Source organism: Nonomuraea maheshkhaliensis, assembly GCF_039529435.1.
GTDB classification, from domain to species: Bacteria; Actinomycetota; Actinomycetes; order Streptosporangiales; family Streptosporangiaceae; genus Nonomuraea; species Nonomuraea maheshkhaliensis.
Window position 1 is genome coordinate 243,148 of sequence record NZ_BAAAMU010000001.1, and the last position, 24,732, is coordinate 267,879.

A 24,732-nucleotide genomic window follows, 5' to 3' on the forward strand; every position below is an offset into this window, starting at 1 on the left:
GCCGCGGGCTCGGCGAGTGCGGGGTCTACGAGGGCGTGGCCGCGGGCTCGACGGACGCTGGGCGGCGGGGTCTGGTGCCGGCGTAGAGGACGCCGGAGACGATGAGCGCGGCGGCCAGCAGTTTGGGCCAGGACAGCGCCTCGCCGGTCACGAGGGCGGCCGACGACATGCCGAAGACGGGCACGAGGAGCGTGTACGGCGCCACGGTCGAGGCGTCGTAACGCCGCAGCAGCCAGCCCCAGACGCCGAAGCCGCCCAGGGTCGAGACGAAGGCCACATACAGGAGGGAGAGCCAGCCCTCCATGGCGGTGCTCAGCACCGGCGCCCCTTCCACCAGCACCGACAGGAGCAGGAGAGGCGGCGCGGAGAAGGCGCTCACCCAGACCATGAAGCGCAGGGAGTCGGGCGGTGCGGCGCGGCGCTGGACGACGTTGCCCAGCCCCCAAGCCGCGGCGGCGGCCACGCACAGGGCGAAGGCGCCCAGCGGGCCGGCGACGCCGAAGTCGAACGCGACCAGGGCCAGCCCGCAGAACGCGACGGCCAGCCCGAGCACGCGCCGGGCGGTGAGCCGCTCACCGAGCAGCGTCACCGCGAACAGCACGGTGAACAGCGCCTGCATCTGCAGGACGAGGGAGGTCAGGCCGGCCGGCATGCCCGCTCGCATTCCCACGAGCAGGAGCCCGAACTGGCCGACTCCCAGGGTGGCCGCCACCCCGGCGACCCAGCGCCACGGGACTCCCGGCCGGCCCACGAAGAGCAGGGCGGGGAACGCGGCCATGGCGAAGCGGACGCCGGCGTACAGCAGGGGCGGGAAGTACCGCAGGCCGACCTGCATGACCACGAAGTTGAAGCCCCAGACGGCCGCGAGGCCGACGGCGAGGGCGAGGTGGCGGGGGCTCACTCAGCGAGCTCAGCGAGCGGGCTTCTGATACCGGATCCGCTGGTCGCGGGCCTGCTCGGCGAGCACCTTGAGGTAGGAGACGGAACCGGTCTGCTGCTTCTTCGTCTTCAGGATTCTCATGCATCTATTTTCATCTGCTACACATTCAACGACAAGCGAGACTTTCTACGCTAAACCGTTTAGGCTGGCTTACATGTTGGACTTGAACCGGTTGAAGGCACTTCACGCAGTCCACGTCTACGGTTCTGTCGGGGCCGCCGCGGACGCTCTCATGGTCACGCCGTCGGCGGTGTCGCAGCAGATCGCCAAGCTGGAGCGCGAGACCGGCGCCAGGCTGATGGAGCGCAACGGGCGCGGCGTGCGCCTGACCGACGCGGCCGGGCTGCTCGCCGAGCACGCCGAGCGCATCCTCGCCCTGGTCGAGACCGCCGAGGCCGACTTCGAGGCGCTGCGCGGCGAGGTCGTCGGCCGGCTCAACATCGCCGCCTTCCCCACCGCCGCGCGCGGGCTCATGCCGGGCGCGCTCGTCTCGCTCAGGGGCCGCCATCCCGATCTGCAGGTGCAGCTCAGCGAGCGCGATCCCGAGCGGGTGGTGCGCGAGGTGGCCAGGGGCGAGCTGGACCTGGGTGTGATCCAGGACTGGCTCAACCGGCCCATGGCCATCCCCGAGGGCCTGTCCAAGGCGACGCTGCTGGACGACGTGGCCGACGTGGCCATCCCGGCCGCGCATCCGCTGGCCGATCGGCGCGAGGTCGAGCTGGCCGCGCTGAGCGGCGAGCAGTGGATCAGCGGCGCCCCCGGCACGGTCTGTCACGACTGGCTGGTCTACACGCTGCGCAGCGCCTCGCTGGAGCCGGAGATCTCGTGCATGGCCGACGAGTACCCGACCCAGCTCGCGCTGGTGGCGGCGGGCCTGGGATGCGCGATCGTGCCGCGGCTCGGCCGTGACTGCGTGCCCGACGGCGCCCGGCTCGTCCCGCTCCTGCCGCGCCAGTCCCGGCGCATCTACGCGATCTGGCGCCAGGACGCGGCCCGCCGCCCCGCGATCCGCGCCATGGTCGACGCGCTGGTCGAGGCCAGCAAACAGCAGGAGAACGCCTGGGCCGTCACCTGACGACCACCCGCGAGCCGGCTCAGGGCGCGGCGGCCTCCAACAGGTCGGCTCAGCGCGGATCGGCTCAGCGCGGATCAGCTCAGGGCGATCGCCACGACGCCGCCGAGGATGACGGCCGCCGCCATCAACCGGCGCCGTACGTCGCCCTCGGCCAGCAGCCGTCCCCCGAGCAGGACCGCGATCAGCACGCTGACCTCCCGGGTCGGCGCCACCACGCTGACCGGCGCCATCGTGAACGCGAACAGGATCAGCAGGTACGACACGAAGATCAGCACGGCCGCCCCCATCACCCGGTACCGGTGCTCCCGCCAGACCGGCCGGATCAGGGCCCGCCGGGCGCCGAGCACGAGGGGCGTGAGCGCCAGTGCCCGCAGCACCTCGCCGAGGTAGTTCAGCATGATCGGCGCCACCGCGAACGCGCTCACCACCCGTGAGTCCCACACCGTGTACGCGGCGATGAACACCCCCACGACCAGCCCGGGAACCAGCCCTTTGAGCTCCGCGTGCCCGCCGCCCATCAGGAACACCCCGGCCCCGATCAGCACGATCCCGGCGATGTTGGCGGCCGACGGGCGTTCGCCCAGGAACAGCACCGCGACCAGGCAGGCCAGCATCGGACCCGTGCCCCGGGCGACCGGGTAGACGAGCGACAGGTCGCTACGGCCGTACCCGCGCTGGAGCAGCACGAAGTAGCCGAGGTGGAGCATCGTGCTGCCGCCTGCCACCGCGAGGTCCTTCCAGGTGACCGGAGTGCCCGTGACCAGCAGGAACCCGGCGAACAGCGGGCTCCAGACGACGGCCGCCGAGACGGCGACGAGCCAGAGGAAGACCGGCCCGTCGGCCAGGGCGGCCCGTTTGCTCAGCAGATTCCAGGTGGCGTGGGAGACGGCGGCGGTCAGGACGAGGACGAATGCCCATGGGCTCACGCGGGAGGCTCCTTCCGGCCTGACTGTACGACGGACGCCCACGGGCTGACCCGGAAGGCTCCTTCCGGCCTGTACGACGCACGCCCGCGGGCCGGCGTGGGGAGGCTCCCTTCCGGCCCGACTTTACCCCGCGCGCCACGTGGGCCCTGGCGGCGCGGCGCGGCCGAGCGGATAGGCTGTGCCCACCATGGCTGAAACCACCGTCGTCCACCTGCTGCGCCACGGTGAGGTGCACAACCCCGCAGGCGTCCTCTACGGCAGGCTGCCGGGCTACCACCTGTCGGAGACAGGTCACCTCATGGCCGAGACGGTCGCCAAGGCGGTCGGCGGCCGTGACATCGTCGCCGTCTACAGCTCGCCGCTGGAGCGCGCGCGGGAGACGGCGGCTCCGCTCGCCGCGAAACTCGGCATCGACGTCGTCCAGGACGAGCGCCTGATCGAGGCGGGCAACCTGCTGGAGGGCCGGGTTCTGGGCCAGGGGCTGGCCGTGCTGCGTAACCCGCGCAACTACCGATATTTCTGGAATCCGATGCGTCCGTCCTGGGGCGAGCCCTATCCGGTCATCGTCCGGCGGATGAAGTCGATCATCGACGAGGCGCGGGCGGCGGCGCGCGGCCACGAGGCGGTGCTGGTCAGCCACCAGCTCCCGATCTGGGCGATCAGGTCGGCCGCGGAGGGCCGCAGGCTGTGGCACGACCCCCGCCGCCGGCAGTGCGCGCTGGCCAGCCTCACGACGCTCACGTTCGACGGCGATCGTCTGGTCAGCATCGGTTACAGCGAGCCGGCCGGGGGCCTGGAGACGGGACCCACCGTCCCCGGGGCCTGATGTCCGGGGCAGAAGGGCGCACCGGTAGAGTTGCAAGCTCTACCGGTTGTAGTACAAGGAGATCTTCCTCCGTGCCCGCCAAGTCCCTCTCCCTCCTTCTCCTGGCCGTTCTGGCCGCCGGCTGCGCGGGCTCCCAGGGTGGGCAGCCCCAGGCCGGTGACACCCGGTTCGTCCCGGGCGACGGGAAGATGCAGGTGTTCGAGACGAGCGAGCGCAAGGCCGCGCCCGCGATCGAGGGGCCGACCCTCGACGGCGCCACCGCCTCGCTGGCCGCGCACAAGGGCAAGGTCGTGGTGCTCAACTTCTGGGCGTCCTGGTGCGGCCCGTGCCGGGCCGAGGCGCCGGTGCTCAAGGAGGTCGCGGCCAAGACCAAGGCCGGCGGCGTCGAGTTCCTCGGCGTCGACTTCAAGGACCGCCAGGCCGACGCGAAGGCGTTCGAGCGCACCGAGCAGACCGGCTACCCCCACATCTTCGACCAGCCGGGCAAGGTGGCGCTGGCCTTCCAGGGCACGGTGCCGCCCGCGGCGATCCCGTCCACGCTGATCATCGACAAGCAGGGCAGGATCGCGGCCAGGGCGCTGGGCGCGGTCAAATACACCGATCTGATGAACGCGGTGACCAAGGTGCGCGATGAGTGACGTCGTCGCCTCGGGCTCGCTGCTCCTGGCCGTGCCCATCGCGGTGCTGGCGGGCGTGGTGTCGTTCCTGTCGCCATGCGTGCTGCCGCTGGTGCCCGGCTACCTGTCCTACGTGACCGGCATGAGCGCCGACCCCAAGCGGGGGCGGCTGGTGCTGGGGACGGCGCTGTTCGTGGCCGGGTTCGGGCTGGTGTTCGTGCTCAGCGGGGCGCTGTTCGGCGGGCTCGGGTCCGTCCTGCTGGGCAACGCGGAGCTCATCACCAGGGTGCTCGGTGTGCTCACCATCGGCCTCGGGCTCGCCTTCCTCGGCGTGCTGCCCGGCCTGATGCGCGACGTGCGCATCCACCGCCTGCCCGCCGCGGGGCTGGCGGGCGCGCCGCTGCTCGGGGTGGTGTTCGGGCTCGGATGGACGCCGTGCATCGGGCCGACACTGGCCGTCGTGCTGACGCTCGGGATCAACGAGGGCAGCGCAGGACGCGGCGCACTCCTGGCCGTGGCGTACGCCCTGGGCCTCGGCCTGCCCTTCGTGGGCGCGGCGCTGGCCTACAGCCGGGCCCTGCGCACGTTCCGGGCCATCCGCAAGCACTCGCGCCTGATCACCAGGGTCGGCGGCGGCATGATGGTGGCCGTCGGCGTGCTGCTCGTGACCGGGCTCTGGGGAGAGATGATCGCGGCCATGCAGGGTCTGATCGGCGCGTTCGAGCCGGTGATCTGATGAGCGTCGACGAGCTGGAGCGCAAGCGGGCGCCCGAGCGGGCCTCGTTCGGGGCCGTGGCCTGGGCGCGCTGGGTGTGGCGCACGCTCACCTCGATGAAGACGGCCCTCATCCTGCTGTTCCTGCTCGCGCTCGGCTCGGTGCCCGGCTCGCTGGTGCCGCAGCGCGGCGTCGAGCCCGACAAGGTCGCCCGGCTCTACGAGCAGAGCCCGACGCTGGCCGCGTGGTACGACCGGTTCCAGCTCTTCGAGGTCTTCACCTCGGTCTGGTTCGCCGCCATCTACCTGCTGCTGTTCACCTCGCTGATCGGCTGCGTCGTCCCGCGGGTCACGACCTACGCGCGCGAACTGCGCCGCAAGCCGCCCGCCGCGCCGAAGAACCTGTCCAGGCTGCCCCACACCGCCTCGTTCGAGACCGGCCTGGACGACAGGGCCGGGGTCGAGCAGGCCGCGCGGCGGCTGCGCCGGCTGCGCTTCCGCGTAGTGACGGGCGACGGCTGGGTGTCGGCCGAGAAGGGCTATCTGCGCGAGACCGGCAACCTGCTCTTCCACGTCGCCCTGCTCGGCATCCTGCTCGCCATCGGGGCCGGCTCGCTCTACGGCTACCGGGGCAACGTGCTGGTCGTCGAGGGCGACGGCTTCGCCAACACCGTGGCCGCCTACGACCGGTTCTTCCCGGGCAGCCAGGTCTCGGCGGAGTCGCTGGAGCCGTTCTCCTTCCAGCTCCAGGACCTCAAGGTGGCCTACCAGGTCACCGGCGACAAGCGTGGGCAGGTGCTCGACTACACCGCCCACCTCAAGGTCAACGACTCGCCGCAGGCGCCGGCCCGCGACTACGACCTCAAGGTCAACGATCCGCTGGAGATCGACGGCACGCAGACATACCTGATCGGCAACGGCTACGCGCCCGTGTTCCGGGTGACCGACGGCAAGGGGCAGGTGGCCTTCGAAGGGCCCGTGGCCTGCCTGATCGAGGAGAAGGCCACGATGACCTCGGGTTGCGTGGTCAAGGTGCCCGACGCGCGGCCGTCGCAGCTCGGGTTCCTGCTGCGCTTCCTGCCGACCAGCGTGCCGCTGACCGACGGCAACCACGCCTCGGCCTTCCCCGGCGAGCTCAACCCCGAGGTGCAGGTGCTCGGCGCCTTCTCCGGCGATCTGGGCGTACGCTCGGGCAAGCCGCAGTCGGTCTACGAGCTGGCCGAGCCCGAGGTGCTGAAGAAGCTCAACCGGCTGTTCATGGGCTCCAACACGCCCAAGCCGCTGGCCGTGGGGCAGTCGGTGGACCTGCCCGGCGGGCTGGGCAAGCTCGAGTTCACCGGCGTCAAGGAGTGGATCACGCTCCAGACGGCCTACGACCCCGGCCGCATGCCCGCGCTGATCGCGGCCGGCACGGCCGTCGTCGCCATCGCGCTCTCGCTCATGATCCGCCGCCGCCGGGTGTTCGTCCGGATCGCGGGCGGCCGGGTCGAGGTGGGCGGCCTGACCCGTACGGAAGGGTCCGCGACGGGCTTCGCCGAGGAGTTCGCCGAGATCGTCAAGGTTCTATCAGCAGCAGGAGACAAGGATGTCCGCTGAGCAGCTAGCCGAGCTGAGCGACCTGTTCGTCGTCGCAGCCGTCTTGCTCTACGTCTTCGCCATGGTCGGGTTCGCCGTCGATCTCGCCTTCGGCCGGGCCCGTTCCGACCGGGCCGCCGCTGGAGAGCCGGTCGAGGCCAGGCAACCGGTCGCGGTCGGAGCCGCCGTGACGGGCGGGGAGTCCTCCGCCACGTCCGAGGCGTCCAAGGCGCCGGAAGCGGCCTCAGAAGCCGCGGCAGGGGCGGCGGCGGGAGCTGTGGCAGGGGCCGCTGAGAAGGGCACGGAGGCCGTGAACGCGGCGGGCGGGCCGAACGGTCCCGCGCGGGCCGGCACGGTGGCTCTGGCGCTCGCCTGGCTCGGCTGGGCCGCCAACTTCGGCGCCCTCGTCACCCGCGGCCTGGCCGTGGACCGGTGGCCGTGGGGCAACATGTACGAGTTCGTAGTCGCGATCTCCTTCGCCGCCGTGACCGCGTTCCTCGTCACCCAGATTCGCCACAACGTGCGCTTCATGGGCGCGTTCGTCATGGTCACCGCCGCGCTCGGCCTCGGGCTGGCGGTCAAGGTGTTCTACACGGTCGCGGGGCCGGTGGTGCCGGCGCTGGACTCGTACTGGATCGCCATTCACGTCAGCGCCGCCATCATCGCCACCGGCCTGATGACGATGGCCGGGGTGTCCGGCATCCTCTACCTGGTGCGCGGCGACGGCGCGTCACGCCTGCCGTCCCGCGCGGACCTGGAGCGGGTGGCGCATCGGGCGATCGTGTTCGCGTTCCCGCTGTGGACGTTCGCCGTCATCGCGGGCGCGCTGTGGGCGGACCGGGCGTGGGGCCGCTACTGGGGCTGGGACCCCAAGGAGGTGTGGGCCTTCATCACCTGGGTGGCCTACGCCGCCTATCTGCACGCCAAGGCGACGGCCGGATGGAAGGGCAGGGCATCGACGATCGTGCAGCTCGTGGCGTTCGGCTGCCTGCTGTTCAACCTGATCGGCGTCAACATCTTCATCGACGGCCTGCACAGCTACGCCGACGTCGACTGACGCACGGCGGCTGAGCCTTTCGAAACGGGCTTTCTGAAACGGCCGCCCGCTCACGTCGGACGGCGCAGTGCGGGCCGGCGCGCGGCCGGCCCGTTCGTGCTGGCCAGCTCACGTCGTCCAGCTCACGTCGTCTAGCTCACGTCGTCGCCGCGCATGCGGCGGTCGAGGTCGCGCAGGAAGTCGGGGTCGTCGTCCGGCCCTTTCGGCATGCCCGGCCCCGGGGGCACGGGCCACGCCGCCCGAGGGGCGCGCGGACGGCCACGCGCCATCCACACCACGCCGCCGAGCAGAGGGATGACTACGACGATGAGGATCCACAGTGCCTTTGGTACGTTCCTAACCTCGTCTTCGGGCGTGGTGACCACGTCGAAGAGCGAGAAGAGCCAGAAGACCAGCAGCGCCAGGCCAATCAGAACAACTGCCATGCCCGAACTGTAAGCCATCGCACGACCTGATCGTGCTGCCCGATGTCCCATATCGGGTGACTAGCGGAAGATCCGCGTCGTACGGTGGAAACGGATGTGACGGTGTCCACGGGGGTCCACGAGGCCGGGTGGGCATCCACGGGCGTTGAGAGGTGCGATGGCCTTTTCTGCGGACAGCAGGCCAAGCGACAAAGGCCGGCATCGGCGCGGCCGCTGGTGGCGGCGCGGTTCCTACCTCTTCTCCCGCCGCGCCGAGGCCCCGCCCGACGCCGAGCGCTCCTTCTGGTCCAGGACCCGTGAGCGGCGCCAGGAGGCCAAGGCGGCCGCGCGGCGGGAGGCGGCGCGGCGCCCCGGCGAGGGCCGGCCCGACCGGTCAGGCTGGCCCGGCGAGGGGAGGCCCGATCGTTCCGGCTGGCCGGGCGGCGAACGCGCCGAGCGCGTGGCCAGGCCCGGCGAGCCCGAGCGGGCGTACGGGCCCGGCGGGCGCGACAGGGCGTCCGGGCCTGAAGGGCGTGAGAGGGCCGAGAGGGCCGAGAAGGCAGGGTGGCCCGGCGGTGGCGAGCGTGAGCGGATGACGTGGCCGGGCGGCGCGGCCCCCGGGCCGTGGGAAAGGCGTCATGAGATGAGCCGGGACGGATTCACGCTGCGCGAACACGGTGAGCGGCTGCCCGCCGCCGTCATGATCGACCGCCCCCGCTACACCTGGTACGACTTCGAGCTGGCCGACCAGCCGCTCAGGGCCCAGCCCAACCGCCCCGACGCGCCCTCGCTCGGTGACGGCCTGCGTCACTGCGGGAAGCTGGAGACGATCCTGCACCGCCAGTGGGACGCCAGGCGCGGCCGGCCCCCTGCGGACCTCATCCGCGCCGTGGAGAGCCTGGCCAGACTGCCGGAACGGCTGAAGGAGCTGCTCGCGGAGGGCCTGGAGGGCATCTACGTCGGCCCGGGCGGCGTCCCCGACCTCGACGACATGGGTTACTTACGCGGCGCCCCGCTCCCGTCGGGCCGCGCGACCTGGGACATCTGCGCGGGCGCGTACGGCGACCGCAAGATCGTCGTGGGCGACCGCCCCTCACCCACCCCCGACGTGATGATGCACGAGGTGGGCCACGCGATCGACGACATCGACTCGGCCTACGGCGCCTGGGTGTCCGACTCGCCGGAGTTCGTACGGCTCTACGAAACGGCCGTCCCGCTGCTGGCCTCGACGTTCCACCGCCAGGGCGGCGGGCTGGGCCGCAAGGAGTTCTTCGCCGACGCCTTCGCCGCCATCGCCTCCCGCCAGCGCCCGGCCCTCGTCGACATGCTCGGCGGCGACACGCGCATGGCGCTCGACATCATGCTGTTCTTCAACCGGCGCTACGGAATCTAGGTGATCGGCCATGTACGTCATCCGGCTCGCGGACGGGACACTGCGCGTGCCGCAGAGCCTGTCCAGCGAAGACGGGCGTCTGATCGGCAACGCGTACGTGGACGTGCAACCCGGTGACCCCGACTACGAGCAGTGGTTGCCGGAATCGCTGACCGAGGAGGAGCTGGAGCTGCGCCGCCGTCGCTGGGAACAGGAGAACGACGAGCTGGAGCGCGAGTTCCTGGCCTTCAAGGCGCGGCAGGAGGACGCCTGAGCCGGCGACCCGGGAAAGACGCGAGAGACGTTCAGCCGGAGGAAAGACGCAAGAGACGTCAGGCAGGGGAGAAGAGGGCGCATTCGAGCGGGGCAATGGTCGCCGCCTGAGCGGGGAGATCGGGCAGGCGCCAGCCACGGTCGGCGGTTGGCGCCGCCCCGTGCTCGCCGTACGGAAGTGTGGCCGGAAAGCACGCCGAACAGTGGGTCCCGCCAGCGGTGATCCTGGGGGTGGTGGTCGCCGTTGCCGACAGGCCACCATGCAGGATCACCGACTTGACGGAACGTCAGACGCGCGGGGACTCACCTGCTGGCCTGTCGGCCGTAAGAACGTCCTCGCCTCGGAGAAGGGCGTGGACTTCCGACTCGCGGAAGCGCCGGTGCCCTCCGGGGGTGCGGATACTGCTGATGCGGCCTGCCGCAGCCCAGCGCGTAACCGTCTTTGGGTCTACCCGGAAGAGGGCGGCAACCTCTCCTGGGGTCAGCAGACGCTCGCTGCTACTCTCCACCAATCTCTCCCCCTCGCATCCCGCTTCCTGCCAGCGGGCGGACAGGTAACAAGTGTGTCGAGCGAAGCCTGATTTATCCGTGGTTTTCGACAAAGATCACGGGTTGTTATCAGCTGACTGCCCGATTGTTATATGATAGAGCCTCTTTGGGGCTCTCGTGGGTGTTTCTTTACGAAACTCCCTAACTGGGAACAGTAGCAGTGCTCGCGACCGATGCGAAGAGCGAGCCGTACACAGGTCCGAGTAACCTCGACCTGTGCGTCCCGTTCTCCTTTACACCACGTCCAGGCTCGCCCTGTTTCTCGTGACTCTCGGTGTCCTGTTCCTGCTCGGACTGCAATACCTGCCCGCACTGATCGCGGCTTCTTTCTTGATCAGCGGCATAGCGAGCTACGTCTTGCTGTCGAAGCAGCGTGACGCCGTGAGCGAGCGTCTCAGCCACAGGATCGACCGCCCCAAGCCGCAAGACGACTAGGGCAGGGGGAACATGCCAATCCGGGCATGGTACTCCCGTCCGAGTCTCGTTGTGTCGCTACCGACAAGTAGTCCGCCGCTGTGCGCGTAAAACGCCTTCACGCCGATGCCGCGCTCCCGAGTGGGATTCCAACTGAGCGCCTTTCCGGTACGCGGATGAATGGCGCCGATGCCCGGCCGTGACACCGCGCCGGGCCCCGCCGAGTCGCGGCCCCGTGGATTGTCCAGCCAGCGCTGATGCCCTCCGACGTAGACGGCCGCGCCGGTCACGGAGACGGCGTAGAGCGAGTCGCCGCCCGTCGCGTTGACCCAGGTGGGCCTGATCGCCGAGCCCCTGCTGTAGGTCTCGAACCTGGCGGCCGTGTCGCAGATCCCGCCCCTGGCGCCGCCGGTGGTGACCACCGCGAAATAGCTGCCGTCGGGGGAGAAGTCGAGGCCCCTTACATAGGAGGGGAAGTTGGGGCTGCACGCCTGCGCGTACGCCTCCGTACGCCAGGGCGCGACTTCGGCCTGCGCGCCGCCGACGTCGATCAGCCCGAGCTGCGGCCGGGAATGGCCGCCGAGCGTGGTGAACGAGCCGTCCACGGCCAGCCGGTCGCGCGAGACGGCCAGCGCGTGCACCTTCACCCGGGTGGTCAGCGGCCCGCCCGGCGTGATGGCGAAGGCCGGGTCGGCCGCGCCGGTGGTGGCGTCGAGCCTGGCCAGCGCCGTACGCGGGCTGGTGAAGTCGCCGCCGACGTACAGCCTGGCGCCCTGCCTGACCACCGAGGTGACCATGCCGCCGCCGATGCGCGGATCGAAGCCGGGCGTGAGCGAGCCGTCGGCCAGGGCGAGCCTGGCCAGGCCGCGGGCACGCTGCTGGTTGACGCCGTGGAACTCGCCGCCCACATAGACGGTGCCGCGGTCGCCGGCGGCCAGGCCGAAGACCGGGCCGGCCACGCTCGGCGCGAAGCCGGGCAGGATCCGGCCGGTGACCAGGTCGTAGGCGAACAGGTTGTCGCGGGCGTGGATCGTTCCACGTGCGGCGTCGCTCACTTCGCTGAACGAGCCGCCGACGACGACGGTGCGCCCGACGACGGTGATGGCGTTGACGATGCCGTCGAGCACATGGGGGGTGGTGTCTATCGGGTCGGCCGACACGACGCGCGGATGCGCGGCGGGAGCCGAGGCGATGATGGCCGCAAGGGCGACACGGGAAAGCATTCGCCAATATCTAGCAGACGTTGCGTAGTCTCATGGCTACTTTCCGTCGATTGTCCAGGATGGGCGTGCCCGCCTGTCCGGGGGCGCCTGCCCGTAGGGTGTGGGGCATGACGCGCGCTCAGTTGGACAAACAGCCGGATGAGGTCGCCGCGATGTTCGATCGCACCGCCCGGCGCTACGACCTGGTCAATGACGTGATCTCGCTCGGACAGGTGAGGCTCTGGCGCAAGGCGGTGGCCGCCGCCGTGGACGCGGGTCCCGGTGAGCTCGTGCTCGATCTGGGGGCCGGCACCGGCACCTCCACCGACGCGTTCACCACGCTGGGCGCGCGGGCCATCGCCTCCGACTTCTCGCTCGGCATGCTCCGCACCGGCGTGGCCCGCCACGGGGGCAACGCGCTGTCGGGGGCCGGGGTGCCGTTCCTCGCGGGTGACGCGATGCGGCTGCCCTTCGCCGACGACGTGTTCGACGCGGTGACGATCTCGGTGGCGCTGCGTAACGTGCACGACACCGGCCTGGCGCTGCGGGAGATGCTGCGCGTGACCAAGCCGGGCGGGCGGCTGGTCATTCTGGAGTTCTCCCACGTGACCGTCAAAGCGTTCGACCTCGTCTACCGCGAATATCTGATGCGGATGCTGCCGAAGGTGGCCAAGGTGTTCGGGTCCAACGACGACTCCTACGAATATCTGGCCGAGTCGATCAGAGACTGGCCCGATCAGCGGACGCTGGCCAGGATGATCCAGGAGGCCGGCTGGGAACGCGTGGCCTGGCGCAATCTCACCGCGGGGATCGTGGCCGTGCACCGGGGTTTCAAGCCCGCCTGACCCCGGCGGCCGCTCGCGCGTTTCACCGGTGATTTCCGTGGGACGAGTCCGGCGAAAGAAATATCGGCGGCGATTCGCGAGCGCCGGCCCGGATCGACGGCGCACTCCCCGCAGCCGTGCGGCGCTCCTGACCGGCTGGGCTCGGATCCAGTCAGGGCCTGCTGCTAGCGTGACGGATCATGAGTGCGCTGCCCCCAGGCGACACGCCGTCCACTTGGATCACAGAACGGCACCCCGACTGCCACTATGTACCCGAAAAGCAGTAGACTGCGGCCCGGTAAGTTTGTGAAGGGGTTCACAAAGGAACGAAGGCGCGACACCCCACGGCCTTCGAGCGTGTAGGGACAGGACAGTCCAGTGACCGTGCCAACAGCCATACAGGCTGACGCCGCCGACGTCATCGTCGTCGGCGCCGGTCCCGCCGGTTCCGCAACCGCCTTTTACCTCGCTCAGGCCGGGCTCGACGTCCTGCTCCTGGAGAAGACCAGGTTCCCCCGGGAGAAGGTCTGCGGCGACGGTCTGACCCCGCGTGCGGTCAAGCAGTTGCAGAACATGGGCGTAGACATCGACGCGCCCGGCTGGATCAGGAACAAGGGCCTGCGTGTCGTCGGCGGCGGCCTGCGCTTCGAGCTCGACTGGCCGAAGCTCGAACGCTTCCCCGACTTCGGGCTCGTCCGCACCCGGCAGGACTTCGACGAGATCGTCGCCGCCAACGCGGTCAAGAACGGCGTACGCCTCATGGAGGGCGTCACCGTCACCGGCCCCGTCCTCGACGACCGCAGCGGCCACATCGTCGGCGTGACCACCAAGGACGGCCGTACCTTCCGCAGCCGCGTGGTCGTGGCCGCCGACGGCAACAGCACCCGCCTGGCCCTGGGCATGGGCCTGCACAAGCGCGAAGACCGCCCGATGGGCGTGGCCGTGCGCACCTACTTCGAGAGCCCGCGTCACGACGACGACTATCTGGAGACCTGGCTGGAGCTGTGGGACGGCGACACGCTGCTGCCCGGCTACGGCTGGGTGTTCGGCGTCGGCGACGGCACCTCCAACGTGGGGCTCGGGCTGCTCAACACCAGCTCACAGTTCGGCAACATCGACTACCGCGACCTGCTGCGGCGCTGGTGCCGGTCGATGCCGGCGGAGTGGGGCTTCACCGAGGAGAACATGACGGGCCCGATCCGCGGCGCCGCGCTCCCGATGGCCTTCAACAGGCAGCCCCACTACACACGCGGCCTGGTGCTCGTGGGAGACTCCGGCGGGGCGATCAACCCGTTCAACGGCGAGGGCATCGCCTACGCCATGGAGACCGGCGAGATCGCCGCCGAGATCATCGCGAAGGCCCTCAGGACCACCACCCCCGCGCAGCGGGAACGGACCCTGCGGACCTATCCTCAAGTGCTGAAGGACGCCTACGGCGGCTACTTCACGCTGGGGAGACTGTTCGTCGAGGCGATCGGGAAGCCCGGGGTGATGAGCTTCGGCACCAAGCACGGGCTGCCTCACCCGAGGCTGATGCGCTTCGCGCTCAAACTCCTTGGTAATCTCACCGACCGGCGAGGCGATGCGTCGGACATGATCATTAACGCACTCTCGAAGGTCGCGCCACCAGCATGAATCTCGCAATCAACAGATCCGGCTGCGCGCCCGCGCGCGCGGCGACTCCAGAGGAGGCGTAGCGATGGACCTTTACGTGCCCATCCTGGTGCTCGCCGTTCTCGCGGGGGGCTTTGCGATCTTCTCGGTCGCCATCGCTCCCTTCACCGGTCCCAAGCGCTGGAACCGCGCCAAGCTTGACGCCTACGAATGCGGCATCGAGCCGACGCCCCAGCCGGTCGGTGGCGGACGGTTCCCGCTCAAATACATGGTCACGGCGATGCTCTTCATCGTCTTCGACATCGAGATCATCTTTCTCTACCCGTGGGCCGTCTCGTTCGCCAAGCAGACGGACGACCTCGGTCGCACGCTCTCCCCGGGCCTCGGGCTTTTCGCGCTCGTCGAGATGCTGCTGTTCATCGTCACCGTGCTCGTCGCCTACGCGTACGTGTGGCGCCGCAAGGGTCTGGACTGGGACTGAAAATGGGACTTGAAGAGAAACTCCCCAGCGGGTTCATCCTCAGCACGGTCGAAGCGGCCGCCGGCTGGGCGCGCAAGAACTCCGTGTGGCCGGCCACGTTCGGTCTCGCCTGTTGCGCCATCGAGCTGATGGCCACCGGTGGCCCCCACTACGACCTGGCGCGCTTCGGTATGGAGCGCGCTTCGGCGTCTCCCCGCCAAGCCGACCTCATGATCGTCGCCGGGCGCGTGTCGCAGAAGATGGCTCCCGTCCTGCGGCAGATCTACGACCAGATGGCCGAGCCGAAGTGGGTCATCTCCATGGGCGTGTGCGCCTCCAGCGGCGGCATGTTCAACAACTACGCGATCGTGCAGGGCGTCGACCACGTCGTGCCGGTGGACGTCTACCTGCCCGGCTGCCCGCCGCGGCCCGAGATGCTCATCGACGCGATCGTGAAGCTGCACGACAAGATCCAGAACATGAAGTTCGGCGCGCACCGCGCCAAGCAGATCGAGGAGCTCGAACTGCAGGCGCTGCGCACGCTGCCGCTGATCGACCAGGGGAGCGCGAAGTGACCTCGCCAGACAACCTGCCCGAGGTCCCGGACGCGCAGGTCCCCGAGGTGCCGGCGGCCCAGGGGCCGCCCGTCGCCCGGCGGGGCATGTTCGGCGCCCACGACTCCGGCGACACCTCCGGCTACGGCGGTCTCGTCGTGCGCAGGGCGCCGCAGCTGTCGACGCCCCGCCCGTACGGGAGCTACTTCGACGAGCTCGTCGACACCCTCGGGCTCGACGACGCGATCGAGCGCGTGGTCGTCGACCGCGGCGAGCTGACCCTGCACGTCAAGCGCGAGCGCCTGGTGGAGGTCTGCCAGAAGCTGCGCGACGACCCGGCGCTGCGCTTCGAGCTGTCTCTGGGCGTCACCGGCGTGCACTACCCGCATCTGGCGGGCGAGGAGCTGCACGCGGTCATCCACCTGTGCTCGATCACGCACAACCGGCGCGTGCGCGTCGAGGCGAGCGCGCCCGACGCCGACCCGCACATCCCCTCCACGGTGAGCGTCTACCCTGGTCACGACTGGCACGAACGCGAGGCGTACGACTTCTTCGGGATCATCTTCGACGGTCATCCCGGGCTCACCCGGATCATGATGCCGGACGACTGGGACGGGCACCCCCAGCGCAAGGACTATCCGCTCGGCGGCATCCCGGTCGAATACCGCGGCGCCACCGTTCCCTCGCCCGACCAGAGGAGGAGCTACTCATGAGCACCGCTTATGACGAGGCGACGGAAGGCAAGGTCTACAACGTCTCCGGCGCCGACTGGGACGAGGTCGTCACCGGCGTCCGCGACTCCGACGAGGAGCGCCTGGTCGTCAACATGGGCCCGCAGCACCCGTCCACGCACGGCGTGCTCCGCCTGGTCCTGACGCTCGACGGCGAGACGGTCACCGAGGCGCGCGGCGTCATCGGCTACCTGCACACCGGCATCGAGAAGAACATGGAATACCGGACGTGGACCCAGGGGACCACGTTCGTGACCCGGATGGACTACCTGTCGCCGATCTTCAACGAGACCGCCTACTGCCTCGGCGTGGAGAAGCTGCTCGGCGTCGAGGACCGCATCCCCGACCGGGCCCAGGCCATCCGCGTGATGATGATGGAGCTCAACCGCATCGCCTCGCACCTGGTGGCGATGGGTACGTTCGGCATGGAGCTGGGCGCGACCACGCCGTTCCTCTTCGGGTACCGCGATCGTGAAATGATCATGGACCTGTTCGAGTACATCACCGGGCTGCGGATGAACCACGCCTACATCAGGCCGGGCGGCGTGAGCGTCGACCTGCCCGCGGGCGCGGTCGACAAGGTCGGCGAGTTCCTCAAGGAGATGCCCAAGCGGATCAAGGACATCCGCAAGCTCCTCGACGAGAACCCCGTCTACGTGCGCCGCACCCAGGACGTGGCCTACCTCGACCTGACCGGCTGCATGGCCCTCGGCATCACCGGGCCGATCCTGCGCGCCGCCGGCCTCCCGTGGGACCTGCGCAAGTCGCAGCCCTACTGCGGTTACGAGACCTACGAGTTCGACGTCGCCACCGAGCGCGGCTGCGACGTCTACTCGCGCTACCTCGTCCGCATGAAGGAGATGGAGGAGTCCCTCAAGATCGTCGAGCAGGCGCTCGACCGCATCGCCGGCCCGCTCAAGGGCGACCCGGTGATGATCGAGGACAAGAAGATCGGCTGGCCCGCGCAGCTCGCGCTCGGCCCCGACGGGTTCGGCAACTCGCCCGACCACATCGCGCACATCATGGGCACCTCGATGGAGGCCCTCATCCACCACTTCAAGCTGGTGACCGAGGGCTTCAGGGTGCCGGCCGGGCAGGCGTACGCCAGCATCGAGTCGCCCAAGGGCGAGCTCGGCGCCCACGTGGTCAGCGACGGGGGCACCCGGCCCTACCGCGTGCACTTCCGCGAGCCGTCCTTCTGCAACCTGCAGGGCTTCCCCGCGATGGCGGAGGGCGGCCAGGTCGCCGACGTGATCGCCGCGGTGGCTTCTATCGACCCCGTCATGGGAGGTGTGGACAGGTGAGCGAGCTTGTCGAGCGCACAATCAGACACAGCACTCAAGTCATGAGTGGGCCGGAGGCACGCTCATGACTTACTCACCGGAGATCCGTGAGCGTCTGGAGCGGGACGCCAAGGAGATCATCGGACGCTATCCCAAGACCCGCTCCGCCCTGCTGCCGCTGCTCCACCTCGTGCAGTCGGAGGACGGCTACGTCTCCGACGACGGCCAGGAGTTCTGCGCGGAGATGCTCGGCATCAGCAAGGCCGAGGTCACCGGCGTGGCGACCTTCTACACCATGTACAAGCGCAAGCCCGCCGGCGACTATCACGTCGGCGTGTGCATCAACGCGCTCTGCGCGGTCATGGGCGGCGACCAGATCTGGGACGAGCTCACCGAGCACGTCGGCGTCGGCCACGAGGAGGCCACCGCCGACGGGAAGATCTCGCTGGAGCGCCTGGAGTGCAACGCGGCCTGCGACTTCGCCCCGGTCATGATGGTCAACTGGGAGTTCTTCGACAACCAGACGCCCGAGTCGGCCAAGCAGCTCGTCGACGACCTGCGTGACGGCAAGGACGTGCGGCCCACGCGCGGCCCGAAGAAGCTGTGCACCTTCAAGGACGCCTCCCGCGTGCTCGCCGGCCTGCCCGACGACCTCGCGGGCGACGGCCCGTCGGCCGCCGGCCCCTCGCTCGAGGGCCTGAAGGTGGCCAAGGCCAAGGGATGGAAGGCCCCGGAAGCATGACGACGACTTTGACACCAGTCCTGACGGCCAACTGGGACCAGCCCAATTCCTTCACCCTCGGCGTCTACGGCGAGTACGAGGCGGCCAAGAAGGCGCTGGGCATGGACCCCGACGCCGTCATCCAGGCCGTCAAGGACTCGGGCCTGCGCGGCCGCGGCGGCGCAGGCTTCCCCACCGGCATGAAGTGGGGCTTCATCCCGCAGGGCGACGGCAAGCCGCACTATCTCGTCGTCAACGCCGACGAGTCGGAGCCGGGCACCTGCAAGGACATCCCGCTGATGATGGCCAACCCGCACGCGCTGGTCGAGGGCATCATCATCACGGCCTACGCGATCCGGGCCAACCACGCCTTCATCTACGTGCGCGGCGAGGTGCTGCACGTGATCAGGCGGCTGCACGCGGCCGTGCGGGAGGCGTACGAGAAGGGCTTCCTCGGCAGCGACATCTTCGGCTCCGGCTACGACCTGGAGCTCGTCGTGCACAGCGGCGCGGGCGCCTACATCTGCGGCGAGGAGACGGCGCTGCTCGACTCGCTCGAAGGCTTCAGAGGTCAACCTCGGCTCAAGCCCCCGTTCCCGGCCGTGGCGGGCCTCTATGCCTCGCCTACTGTCGTGAACAACGTGGAGTCGATCGCCAGTGTTCCCTCGATCATCGCGAACGGCGCCGACTGGTTCGCGGGGATGGGCACCGAGAAGTCCAAGGGCTTCGGCATCTTCTCCCTCAGCGGCCACGTCACCAGGCCCGGCCAGTACGAAGCCCCGCTCGGCATCACGCTGCGCGAGCTGCTCGACATGGCCGGCGGCATCCGCGAGGGGCACCAGATCAAGTTCTGGACCCCGGGCGGCTCCTCCACGCCGATCTTCACCGACGAGCATCTCGACGTGCCGCTCGACTTCGAGGCGGTCGGCGCCAAGGGCTCGATGCTCGGCACCCGGGCGCTGCAGATCTTCGACGAGACCACCTGCGTGGTCCGCACGGTGCTGCGCTGGACCGAGTTCTACGCCCACGAGTCCTGCGGCAAGTGCACGCCCTGCCGCGAGGGCACGTACTGGCTCAAGCAGGTGCTCAAGCGCCTGGAGAAGGGCCAGGGCACCGAGGACGACCTGACCACGATCACCGACATCGCGGACAACATCCTCGGCCGCTCGTTCTGCGCGCTGGGCGACGGCGCCACGAGCCCGATCCACTCCTCGGTGAAGTACTTCCGCGAGGAGTACCTCAAGCACTTCGAGATCGGCGGCTGCCCGTTCGACCCGAAGAAGTCCACTCTCTGGGGTGAGCAGTGACCGTCGTAGAGACCGAAACGAACCTGGTGACCCTGTCCATCGACGGGTTCCAGGTCAGTGTCCCCAAGGGCACTCTGATCATCAGGGCCGCCGAACTGCTGGGCATCCAGATTCCCAGGTTCTGCGACCACCCGCTGCTCGACCCGGCGGCCAACTGCCGCCAGTGCCTGGTCGACATCCCCGACGCGGGCAACGGCCGCGGCTTCCCCAAGCCGCAGCCGTCGTGCGCGATCGAGGTCGCCGAGGGCATGGTCGTGCAGACGCAGCTCACCTCGCCGGTCGCCGAGAAGGCGCAGCGCGGGGCGATGGAGCTGCTGCTGATGAACCACCCGCTCGACTGCCCGGTCTGCGACAAGGGCGGCGAGTGCCCGCTGCAGAACCAGGCCATGTCCAACGGTCAGGGCGAGTCGCGCTTCCAGGAGCAGAAGCGCACCTTCCCCAAGCCGCTGCCGCTGTCCACGCAGGTGCTGCTCGACCGCGAGCGCTGCGTCCAGTGCGCGCGCTGCATCCGCTTCTCCGACCAGATCGCCGGCGACCCGCTCATCGAGTTCTTCGAGCGCGGGGCCAAGGAGCAGGTGCGTACGGCCGAGGGCAAGCCGTTCAACTCCTACTTCTCCGGCAACACGGTGCAGATCTGCCCGGTGGGCGCGCTCACCGGCGCCGCCTACCGGTTCCGGGCCCGCCCGTTCGACCTGGTGTCGACGCCGAGCGCGTGCGAGCACTGCGCGGCCGGCTGCGCCCAGCGCACCGACCACCGGCGCGGCCGGGTCACCCGCCGCCTGGCGGGCAACGACCCGCAGGTGAACGAGGAGTGGAACTGCGACAAGGGCCGCTGGGCGTTCTCCTACGCCACGCAGCCCGACCGCCTCAAGACGCCGCTGGTGCGCAACGAGGACGGCGTGCTCGTGCCGGCCTCGTGGCCGGAGGCGCTGATGGTGGCCGCCGAGGGCCTGGCCAAGGCCCGCGGCAAGGCCGGCGTGCTGGTCGGCGGCCGCGTCACGGTGGAAGACTCCTACGCCTACGCCAAGTTCGCCCGGCTCGCCCTGGGCACCAACGACGTCGACTTCAGGGCCAGGCCCCACTCCGCCGAGGAGGCGCAGTTCCTGGCGCACGCGGTGGCCGGCAAGGGCATCGAGATCAGCTACACCGACCTTGAGAACGCGCCCCACGTGCTGCTCGTCGGGTTCGAGCCCGAGGAGGAGTCGCCGATCGTCTTCCTGCGCCTGCGCAAGGCGTGGCAGAAGAAGGGCCTCAAGGTCACCTCGATCGCGCCCTTCGCCACCCCTGGCCTGGTGAAGATGGGCGGCACGCTCGTCCGCACCGCGCCCGGCGCCGAGGCCGACGCGATCGGCGACCTGGTCGGCACGCTGGCCGAGGGCACGATCGTGCTGGCCGGCGAGCGACTGGCCACGGTCCCCGGCGCGCTGTCCGCCCTCGTCCGCCTGGCCGCCGCCTCCACCGGCACCCGGATCGCCTGGATCCCGCGCCGGGCCGGCGAGCGCGGCGCGGGCGAGGCCGGCGCGCTGCCCAACCTGCTGCCGATCGGCCGCCCCGTGGACGACGAGAGCGCCAGGGCCGAGGTCGCCAGGGCGTGGAACGTGGCCTCGCTGCCCGCCAAGCCCGGCCGCGACACCGCCGGCATCCTCGCCGCCGCCGCGGACGGAGACCTGGACGCGCTGGTCGTGGCCGGGGTCGACCCCTACGACCTGGCCGACCCGGCCGCCGCGCTCGACGCGCTTGAGCGCACGCCGTTCATCGTCAGCCTGGAGATCCGCGCCAGCGCCGTCACCGACCGCGCCGACGTGGTCCTGCCCGTCGCCTCCGTGCAGGAGAAGGGCGGCACGTTCGTCAACTGGGAGGGCAGGGGCCGCTCGTTCGAGGCGCCGCTGAAGGTGCCGGGGCTGCAGTCCGACCTCGCCGTGATCTCCAACCTGGCCGACCGCATGGACGTGCACCTGGGCCTGCCGGACGCCAAGGCCGTCCGGCGCGAGCTGTCGGGCCTGGGCGCCTGGCGGGGCAGCCGGGTCAACGCGCCCAACGCCCTGACCCGCACCCTGGAGCTGCCCGAGCAGGGTCAGGCCGTCCTGGCGACCTGGCACCTGCTGCTCGACGACGGCAGGCTGCAGGACGGCGAGCCGTACCTCGCGGGCACCGCCCGCACCGCCGAGGCACTGGTCTCCAGCGGCACGGCGGCCGAGCTCGGCGTCGCGGACGGCGACAAGCTCGTCGTCGGCGACACCGTGACGCTGCCGGTGCGCGTCGCCGACCTGCCGGACCGCGTGGTCTGGGTGCCTGCGAACTCCGGCGGCTGCTCGGTCACCCGTGACCTGCGCGCGGTGGCCGGCGACATCGTCACCATCGGGAGCGCCTCATGAGTCCCACCCTGGAGAACTTCGGCCACGATCCGGTGTGGATCACCATCATCAAGGCCGTGATGCTGTTCGTCTTCCTGATGCTGAGCGTGCTGTTCGGCGTCTGGTTCGAGCGCAAGCTCATCTCGCGGATGCAGAACCGCTACGGCCCCAACCGGGCCGGCAAGTTCGGTCTGCTGCAGTCCGTGGCCGACGGCCTGAAGATGGGCCTGAAGGAGGACCTCTTCCCGCGGACCGTGGACAAGGTGCTCTACCTGCTGGCGCCGATCATCATGGTGGTGCCGGCGTTCCTCGCCTTCTCCATCGTGCCGTTCGGGCCGATGGTCAACCTGTTCGGCGTGCAGACGCCGCTGCAGCTGGTCGACCTGCCGGTGGCGGTGCTGTTCATGCTGGCCATGGGCGCGGTCTCGGTCTACGGCGTGGTGCTGGCCGGCTGGTCGTCGCGCTCGCCGTACGCGCTGCTGGGCGGTCTGCGCTCGGCGGCCCAGGTGGTCTCGTACGAGATCGCGATGGGCCTGTCGTTCGTGGCCATCTTCCTGTTCGCCGGGACGCTGTCCACCTCGGAGATCGTCAAGGCGCAGGAGCAGACCTGGTTCGCGGTGCTGCTGATCCCGTCGTTCCTCGTCTACGTGGTCTGCATGTTCGGTGAGGCCGCGCGCATCCCGTTCGACCTGCCCGAGGGCGAGGGCGAGCTGGTCGGCGGCTTCCAGACGGAATACTCCTCGTCGCTGAAGTTCGCCCTGATCATGATGGGCGAATACCTGCACACCTTCACCGCCACCGGCATCGCCGTGACGCTGTTCCTGGGCGGCTGGCGGGCTCCCGTCCCCATCTCCTGGTGGGAGGGCGCCAACCAGGGCTGGTGGCCGGTGCTGTGGTTCTTCATCAAGTTCGTGCTGACCTTCTGCTTCATCGTGTGGGTGCGCGCCTCGCTGCCGCGGGTTCGCTACGACCAGCTGATGGCGCTGGGCTGGAAGGTGCTGATCCCGGTCAACCTGGCCTGGATCCTGCTGGTGGCCGCCGTGCGCAACGTGGTGGTCAACGAGGGGAACAAGATGCTCGGCATCGGGCTCGGCGTGGTGATCGTGATCGGCGCGCTGGCCATCTGGATGCGCTTCGACACCGTCAACCAGCGGCGCAAGGAAGCGAAGAAGGCTCAGGTGGAGGCCGAGTTCGAGGAACTGTCCAACGAGCCGGAGGCCGGCGGCTTCCCTGTGCCGCCGCTCGACCTGCCGCACTACCACGGGGTGCAGCACAAGGAGATTCCCAGTGGGACTAACTGATTGGCTGAACCCCGTCAAGGGCTTCGGGGTCACCTTCCACACGATGTTCAAAAAGCCCGTCACGACGAACTACCCGGAGGAGAAGAAGCCGACGGCTCCGCGCTTCCACGGGCGTCACCAGCTCAACCGCTGGCCGGACGGGCTGGAGAAGTGCGTCGGGTGCGAGCTGTGCGCCTGGGCGTGCCCGGCCGACGCGATCTTCGTCGAGGGCGCGGACAACACCGACGAGGAGCGCTTCTCGCCGGGTGAGCGTTACGGGCGCACGTACCAGATCAACTATCTGCGCTGCATCCTGTGCGGACTGTGCATCGAGGCGTGTCCGACCCGCGCGCTCACCATGACGAACGAGTACGAGCTCGCCGACACCGACCGCGAGAGCCTCATCTACACCAAGGAGATGCTCCTCGCCCCTCTGACCCAGGGCATGGAGCAGCCGCCGCACGCCATGCGGCTCGGTGAGACCGAAGAGGACTACTACCGGCTGGGGCGGACCAATGGGTGAGACCATCACTTTCTGGGTGCTCGCCGTCGTCTCCGTCGGCGCCGCGCTCGGCATGGTCTTCAACCGCAAGGCCGTGTACTCCGCGCTGATGCTCGGCACCGTGATGCTCTGCCTGGCCGTCCTGTACGCGGTGCAGGACGCGCCCTTCCTGGCCGCGGTGCAGATCATCGTCTACACCGGCGCGATCATGATGCTGTTCCTGTTCGTGCTGATGCTGGTCGGCGTCGACTCCTCCGACTCCTTCGTCGAGACGCTCAGGGGCCAGCGCTTCTGGGCGATCATCGCGGGGCTCGGCTTCCTGGCGCTGATCGTCGCCGCGGTCGGCAACGTGATCTTCGCCCCCGAGGCCGGGCTGGCGGCGGTCACCCAGCAGGGCGGCTACATCCGCTCGATCGCGCTGCAGCTGTTCACCAAGTACGTGTTCGCGTTCGAGATCACCTCGGCGCTGCTGATCACCGCCGCGCTCGGCGCGATGGTGCTGGCGCACCGCGAGCGGCTCACCGAGAAGGTCACCCAGAAGGACCTGTCCCGCGCCCGGTTCCTCGGCGACCACCCGTCGCCGCTGCCGGGCCCCGGCACGTACGCCCGGAACAACGCCATCGACATGCCGGCGCTGCTGCCGGACGGGTCGGTCGCCGAGTCCTCGGTCAACCGCTACATCGCGCGCTACGACGTCGAGCACGGACACCTGCCCGAGGATCCCAAGCTCGCCGAGGCCATCAGGCAGACGGCCGAGGACGACGCCGAGGAAAACAACGAGGTCACCAAATGACGACTCACTACCTCGTACTGTCCGGCCTGTTGTTCGCCATCGGCGCCATGGGCGTGCTGATCAGGCGGAACGCGATCGTGGTGTTCATGTGCGTGGAGCTGATGCTCAACGCCTGCAACCTCGCCTTCGTCACGTTCGCCCGGCAGGTCGGCAATCTGGAAGGCCAGATCATCGCGTTCTTCGTGATGGTGGTGGCCGCGGCCGAGGTCGTGGTGGGCCTGGCCATCATCGTGACGATCTTCCGAACCCGCAGGTCCGCGTCCGTTGACGACGCCAACCTGCTGAAGTACTAAGAGGTGACTGGTGGAATCTCATATCGCTGAGATCACCCAGCACACAGGCGGAGTGATCGGCAGCGCCTGGCT

General features: G+C 69.6%; 27 protein-coding genes. 22 read left to right on the top strand and 5 right to left on the bottom strand.

The genetic code is table 11. The annotated features are described in order from the left end of the window. Positions 1 to 25: 25 nt before the first annotated feature. Positions 26 to 901: an EamA family transporter gene (locus ABFX54_RS01180; RefSeq protein ID WP_346100963.1), complete on the bottom strand. Its 876-nt coding sequence runs from the start codon at positions 899 to 901 to the stop codon at positions 26 to 28. Positions 902 to 1,094: 193 nt separating this feature from the next. Between ABFX54_RS01180 and ABFX54_RS01185 the strand changes: the two genes are divergently transcribed. Beyond that, complete coding sequence (locus ABFX54_RS01185) at positions 1,095 to 2,015, top strand: LysR family transcriptional regulator (RefSeq protein WP_346100964.1); 921 nt, start codon at positions 1,095 to 1,097, stop codon at positions 2,013 to 2,015. Between the two features lie 74 nt (positions 2,016 to 2,089). Here ABFX54_RS01185 and ABFX54_RS01190 read toward each other — a convergent pair whose 3' ends face one another. Further along, positions 2,090 to 2,941 carry an EamA family transporter gene (locus tag ABFX54_RS01190; protein ID WP_346100965.1) on the bottom strand — a complete coding sequence of 284 codons (852 nt, stop codon included), beginning with the start codon at positions 2,939 to 2,941 and terminating at the stop codon, positions 2,090 to 2,092. A gap of 187 nt (positions 2,942 to 3,128) precedes the next feature. Between ABFX54_RS01190 and ABFX54_RS01195 the strand changes: the two genes are divergently transcribed. From ABFX54_RS01195 to ccsB, 5 genes are all read left to right on the top strand, one after another. Next, the gene (locus ABFX54_RS01195) at positions 3,129 to 3,767 is read left to right on the top strand and encodes a histidine phosphatase family protein (RefSeq protein ID WP_346100966.1); all 639 of its coding nucleotides are present in this window, start codon (positions 3,129 to 3,131) and stop codon (positions 3,765 to 3,767) included. A gap of 71 nt (positions 3,768 to 3,838) precedes the next feature. Then, positions 3,839 to 4,405: a TlpA family protein disulfide reductase gene (locus ABFX54_RS01200; RefSeq protein ID WP_346100967.1), complete on the top strand. Its 567-nt coding sequence runs from the start codon at positions 3,839 to 3,841 to the stop codon at positions 4,403 to 4,405. Then, the gene (locus tag ABFX54_RS01205; protein ID WP_346100968.1) at positions 4,398 to 5,120 is read left to right on the top strand and encodes a cytochrome c biogenesis CcdA family protein; all 723 of its coding nucleotides are present in this window, start codon (positions 4,398 to 4,400) and stop codon (positions 5,118 to 5,120) included. Before ABFX54_RS01200 ends, ABFX54_RS01205 begins: the two co-directional genes overlap by 8 nt. After that, a complete protein-coding gene (gene resB, locus ABFX54_RS01210; RefSeq protein WP_346100969.1) occupies positions 5,120 to 6,694 on the top strand; it encodes a cytochrome c biogenesis protein ResB in 1,575 nt (524 codons plus the stop codon). Before ABFX54_RS01205 ends, resB begins: the two co-directional genes overlap by 1 nt. After that, a complete protein-coding gene (ccsB, locus tag ABFX54_RS01215; RefSeq protein WP_346100970.1) occupies positions 6,684 to 7,730 on the top strand; it encodes a c-type cytochrome biogenesis protein CcsB in 1,047 nt (348 codons plus the stop codon). The genes resB and ccsB overlap by 11 nt, the downstream gene beginning before the upstream one ends. 131 nt (positions 7,731 to 7,861) lie before the next feature. Here the strand turns inward: ccsB and ABFX54_RS01220 are convergent, their stop codons facing one another. Then, the gene (locus ABFX54_RS01220) at positions 7,862 to 8,155 is read right to left on the bottom strand and encodes a PLDc N-terminal domain-containing protein (protein ID WP_346100971.1); all 294 of its coding nucleotides are present in this window, start codon (positions 8,153 to 8,155) and stop codon (positions 7,862 to 7,864) included. A 157-nt stretch (positions 8,156 to 8,312) separates the two neighbouring features. Between ABFX54_RS01220 and ABFX54_RS01225 the strand changes: the two genes are divergently transcribed. Both ABFX54_RS01225 and ABFX54_RS01230 read left to right on the top strand, forming a co-directional pair. After that, positions 8,313 to 9,527 (top strand): hypothetical protein, encoded by a 1,215-nt coding sequence (locus ABFX54_RS01225; protein ID WP_346100972.1) that lies wholly within the window; start codon positions 8,313 to 8,315, stop codon positions 9,525 to 9,527. Between the two features lie 10 nt (positions 9,528 to 9,537). Beyond that, positions 9,538 to 9,780, top strand: a complete 243-nt coding sequence (locus tag ABFX54_RS01230; protein WP_346100973.1) for a hypothetical protein — start codon at positions 9,538 to 9,540, stop codon at positions 9,778 to 9,780. 286 nt (positions 9,781 to 10,066) lie between these two features. Here the strand turns inward: ABFX54_RS01230 and ABFX54_RS01235 are convergent, their stop codons facing one another. After that, positions 10,067 to 10,288, bottom strand: a complete 222-nt coding sequence (locus tag ABFX54_RS01235) for a BldC family transcriptional regulator (protein ID WP_026214226.1) — start codon at positions 10,286 to 10,288, stop codon at positions 10,067 to 10,069. 256 nt (positions 10,289 to 10,544) lie between these two features. Between ABFX54_RS01235 and ABFX54_RS01240 the strand changes: the two genes are divergently transcribed. After that, entirely contained in the window at positions 10,545 to 10,763 is a 219-nt protein-coding gene (locus ABFX54_RS01240) for a DUF4229 domain-containing protein (RefSeq protein ID WP_346100974.1), read from the top strand. Here the strand turns inward: ABFX54_RS01240 and ABFX54_RS01245 are convergent. Next, the gene (locus ABFX54_RS01245; protein ID WP_346100975.1) at positions 10,760 to 11,965 is read right to left on the bottom strand and encodes a delta-60 repeat domain-containing protein; all 1,206 of its coding nucleotides are present in this window, start codon (positions 11,963 to 11,965) and stop codon (positions 10,760 to 10,762) included. The two genes, ABFX54_RS01240 and ABFX54_RS01245, sit on opposite strands and share 4 nt — an antisense overlap. 107 nt (positions 11,966 to 12,072) lie before the next feature. Here ABFX54_RS01245 and ABFX54_RS01250 point away from each other — a divergent pair, with 107 nt between their 5' ends. The 13 genes from ABFX54_RS01250 to nuoK all read left to right on the top strand — a co-directional run bounded on the left by ABFX54_RS01250 (position 12,073) and on the right by nuoK (position 24,660). Next, positions 12,073 to 12,789 carry a demethylmenaquinone methyltransferase gene (locus tag ABFX54_RS01250; RefSeq protein WP_346100976.1) on the top strand — a complete coding sequence of 239 codons (717 nt, stop codon included), beginning with the start codon at positions 12,073 to 12,075 and terminating at the stop codon, positions 12,787 to 12,789. A gap of 357 nt (positions 12,790 to 13,146) precedes the next feature. Further along, complete coding sequence (locus ABFX54_RS01255) at positions 13,147 to 14,403, top strand: geranylgeranyl reductase family protein (protein WP_346100977.1); 1,257 nt, start codon at positions 13,147 to 13,149, stop codon at positions 14,401 to 14,403. 64 nt (positions 14,404 to 14,467) lie between these two features. Then, complete coding sequence (locus tag ABFX54_RS01260; RefSeq protein ID WP_346100978.1) at positions 14,468 to 14,863, top strand: NADH-quinone oxidoreductase subunit A; 396 nt, start codon at positions 14,468 to 14,470, stop codon at positions 14,861 to 14,863. Between the two features lie 2 nt (positions 14,864 to 14,865). Beyond that, on the top strand, positions 14,866 to 15,417 hold the full coding sequence (locus tag ABFX54_RS01265) for a NuoB/complex I 20 kDa subunit family protein (RefSeq protein WP_346100979.1): 552 nt from the start codon (positions 14,866 to 14,868) through the stop codon (positions 15,415 to 15,417). After that, entirely contained in the window at positions 15,414 to 16,109 is a 696-nt protein-coding gene (locus tag ABFX54_RS01270; RefSeq protein WP_428834475.1) for an NADH-quinone oxidoreductase subunit C, read from the top strand. Before ABFX54_RS01265 ends, ABFX54_RS01270 begins: the two co-directional genes overlap by 4 nt. Then, positions 16,106 to 17,431, top strand: coding sequence for an NADH-quinone oxidoreductase subunit D (locus ABFX54_RS01275; RefSeq protein ID WP_346100980.1), 1,326 nt, complete (start codon positions 16,106 to 16,108; stop codon positions 17,429 to 17,431). The genes ABFX54_RS01270 and ABFX54_RS01275 overlap by 4 nt, the downstream gene beginning before the upstream one ends. Beyond that, positions 17,418 to 18,152: an NADH-quinone oxidoreductase subunit NuoE gene (nuoE, locus tag ABFX54_RS01280; RefSeq protein ID WP_346100981.1), complete on the top strand. Its 735-nt coding sequence runs from the start codon at positions 17,418 to 17,420 to the stop codon at positions 18,150 to 18,152. Before ABFX54_RS01275 ends, nuoE begins: the two co-directional genes overlap by 14 nt. After that, positions 18,149 to 19,438 (top strand): NADH-quinone oxidoreductase subunit NuoF, encoded by a 1,290-nt coding sequence (gene nuoF / locus ABFX54_RS01285; protein ID WP_346100982.1) that lies wholly within the window; start codon positions 18,149 to 18,151, stop codon positions 19,436 to 19,438. The genes nuoE and nuoF overlap by 4 nt, the downstream gene beginning before the upstream one ends. Then, complete coding sequence (locus ABFX54_RS01290; RefSeq protein ID WP_346100983.1) at positions 19,435 to 21,813, top strand: NADH-quinone oxidoreductase subunit G; 2,379 nt, start codon at positions 19,435 to 19,437, stop codon at positions 21,811 to 21,813. Before nuoF ends, ABFX54_RS01290 begins: the two co-directional genes overlap by 4 nt. Beyond that, a complete protein-coding gene (gene nuoH / locus ABFX54_RS01295; protein ID WP_346100984.1) occupies positions 21,810 to 23,093 on the top strand; it encodes an NADH-quinone oxidoreductase subunit NuoH in 1,284 nt (427 codons plus the stop codon). The genes ABFX54_RS01290 and nuoH overlap by 4 nt, the downstream gene beginning before the upstream one ends. Continuing rightward, complete coding sequence (gene nuoI, locus ABFX54_RS01300) at positions 23,080 to 23,595, top strand: NADH-quinone oxidoreductase subunit NuoI (protein WP_346100985.1); 516 nt, start codon at positions 23,080 to 23,082, stop codon at positions 23,593 to 23,595. The genes nuoH and nuoI overlap by 14 nt, the downstream gene beginning before the upstream one ends. Continuing rightward, positions 23,588 to 24,367, top strand: coding sequence for an NADH-quinone oxidoreductase subunit J (locus ABFX54_RS01305; RefSeq protein WP_346100986.1), 780 nt, complete (start codon positions 23,588 to 23,590; stop codon positions 24,365 to 24,367). Before nuoI ends, ABFX54_RS01305 begins: the two co-directional genes overlap by 8 nt. Beyond that, positions 24,364 to 24,660: an NADH-quinone oxidoreductase subunit NuoK gene (gene nuoK, locus ABFX54_RS01310; RefSeq protein ID WP_106246199.1), complete on the top strand. Its 297-nt coding sequence runs from the start codon at positions 24,364 to 24,366 to the stop codon at positions 24,658 to 24,660. The genes ABFX54_RS01305 and nuoK overlap by 4 nt, the downstream gene beginning before the upstream one ends. Positions 24,661 to 24,732 lie beyond the last annotated feature (72 nt).

What these genes read in the sequence shown, in the direction of transcription:
- ABFX54_RS01305 (WP_346100986.1), top strand. Translation starts at nt 23,588, where the DNA reads ATGGGTGAGACCATCACTTTCTGGGTGCTCGCCGTCGTCTCCGTCGGC.
- nuoH (WP_346100984.1), top strand. Translation starts at nt 21,810, where the DNA reads ATGAGTCCCACCCTGGAGAACTTCGGCCACGATCCGGTGTGGATCACC.
- ABFX54_RS01275 (WP_346100980.1), top strand. Translation starts at nt 16,106, where the DNA reads ATGAGCACCGCTTATGACGAGGCGACGGAAGGCAAGGTCTACAACGTC.
- resB (WP_346100969.1), top strand. Translation starts at nt 5,120, where the DNA reads ATGAGCGTCGACGAGCTGGAGCGCAAGCGGGCGCCCGAGCGGGCCTCG.
- ABFX54_RS01230 (WP_346100973.1), top strand. Translation starts at nt 9,538, where the DNA reads ATGTACGTCATCCGGCTCGCGGACGGGACACTGCGCGTGCCGCAGAGC.
- ABFX54_RS01265 (WP_346100979.1), top strand. Translation starts at nt 14,866, where the DNA reads ATGGGACTTGAAGAGAAACTCCCCAGCGGGTTCATCCTCAGCACGGTC.
- ABFX54_RS01250 (WP_346100976.1), top strand. Translation starts at nt 12,073, where the DNA reads ATGACGCGCGCTCAGTTGGACAAACAGCCGGATGAGGTCGCCGCGATG.
- ABFX54_RS01245 (WP_346100975.1), bottom strand. Translation starts at nt 11,965, where the DNA reads ATGCTTTCCCGTGTCGCCCTTGCGGCCATCATCGCCTCGGCTCCCGCC.
- ABFX54_RS01205 (WP_346100968.1), top strand. Translation starts at nt 4,398, where the DNA reads ATGAGTGACGTCGTCGCCTCGGGCTCGCTGCTCCTGGCCGTGCCCATC.
- nuoF (WP_346100982.1), top strand. Translation starts at nt 18,149, where the DNA reads ATGACGACGACTTTGACACCAGTCCTGACGGCCAACTGGGACCAGCCC.
- ABFX54_RS01185 (WP_346100964.1), top strand. Translation starts at nt 1,095, where the DNA reads ATGTTGGACTTGAACCGGTTGAAGGCACTTCACGCAGTCCACGTCTAC.
- nuoK (WP_106246199.1), top strand. Translation starts at nt 24,364, where the DNA reads ATGACGACTCACTACCTCGTACTGTCCGGCCTGTTGTTCGCCATCGGC.
- ccsB (WP_346100970.1), top strand. Translation starts at nt 6,684, where the DNA reads ATGTCCGCTGAGCAGCTAGCCGAGCTGAGCGACCTGTTCGTCGTCGCA.
- ABFX54_RS01195 (WP_346100966.1), top strand. Translation starts at nt 3,129, where the DNA reads ATGGCTGAAACCACCGTCGTCCACCTGCTGCGCCACGGTGAGGTGCAC.
- ABFX54_RS01220 (WP_346100971.1), bottom strand. Translation starts at nt 8,155, where the DNA reads ATGGCAGTTGTTCTGATTGGCCTGGCGCTGCTGGTCTTCTGGCTCTTC.
- ABFX54_RS01225 (WP_346100972.1), top strand. Translation starts at nt 8,313, where the DNA reads ATGGCCTTTTCTGCGGACAGCAGGCCAAGCGACAAAGGCCGGCATCGG.
- ABFX54_RS01260 (WP_346100978.1), top strand. Translation starts at nt 14,468, where the DNA reads ATGGACCTTTACGTGCCCATCCTGGTGCTCGCCGTTCTCGCGGGGGGC.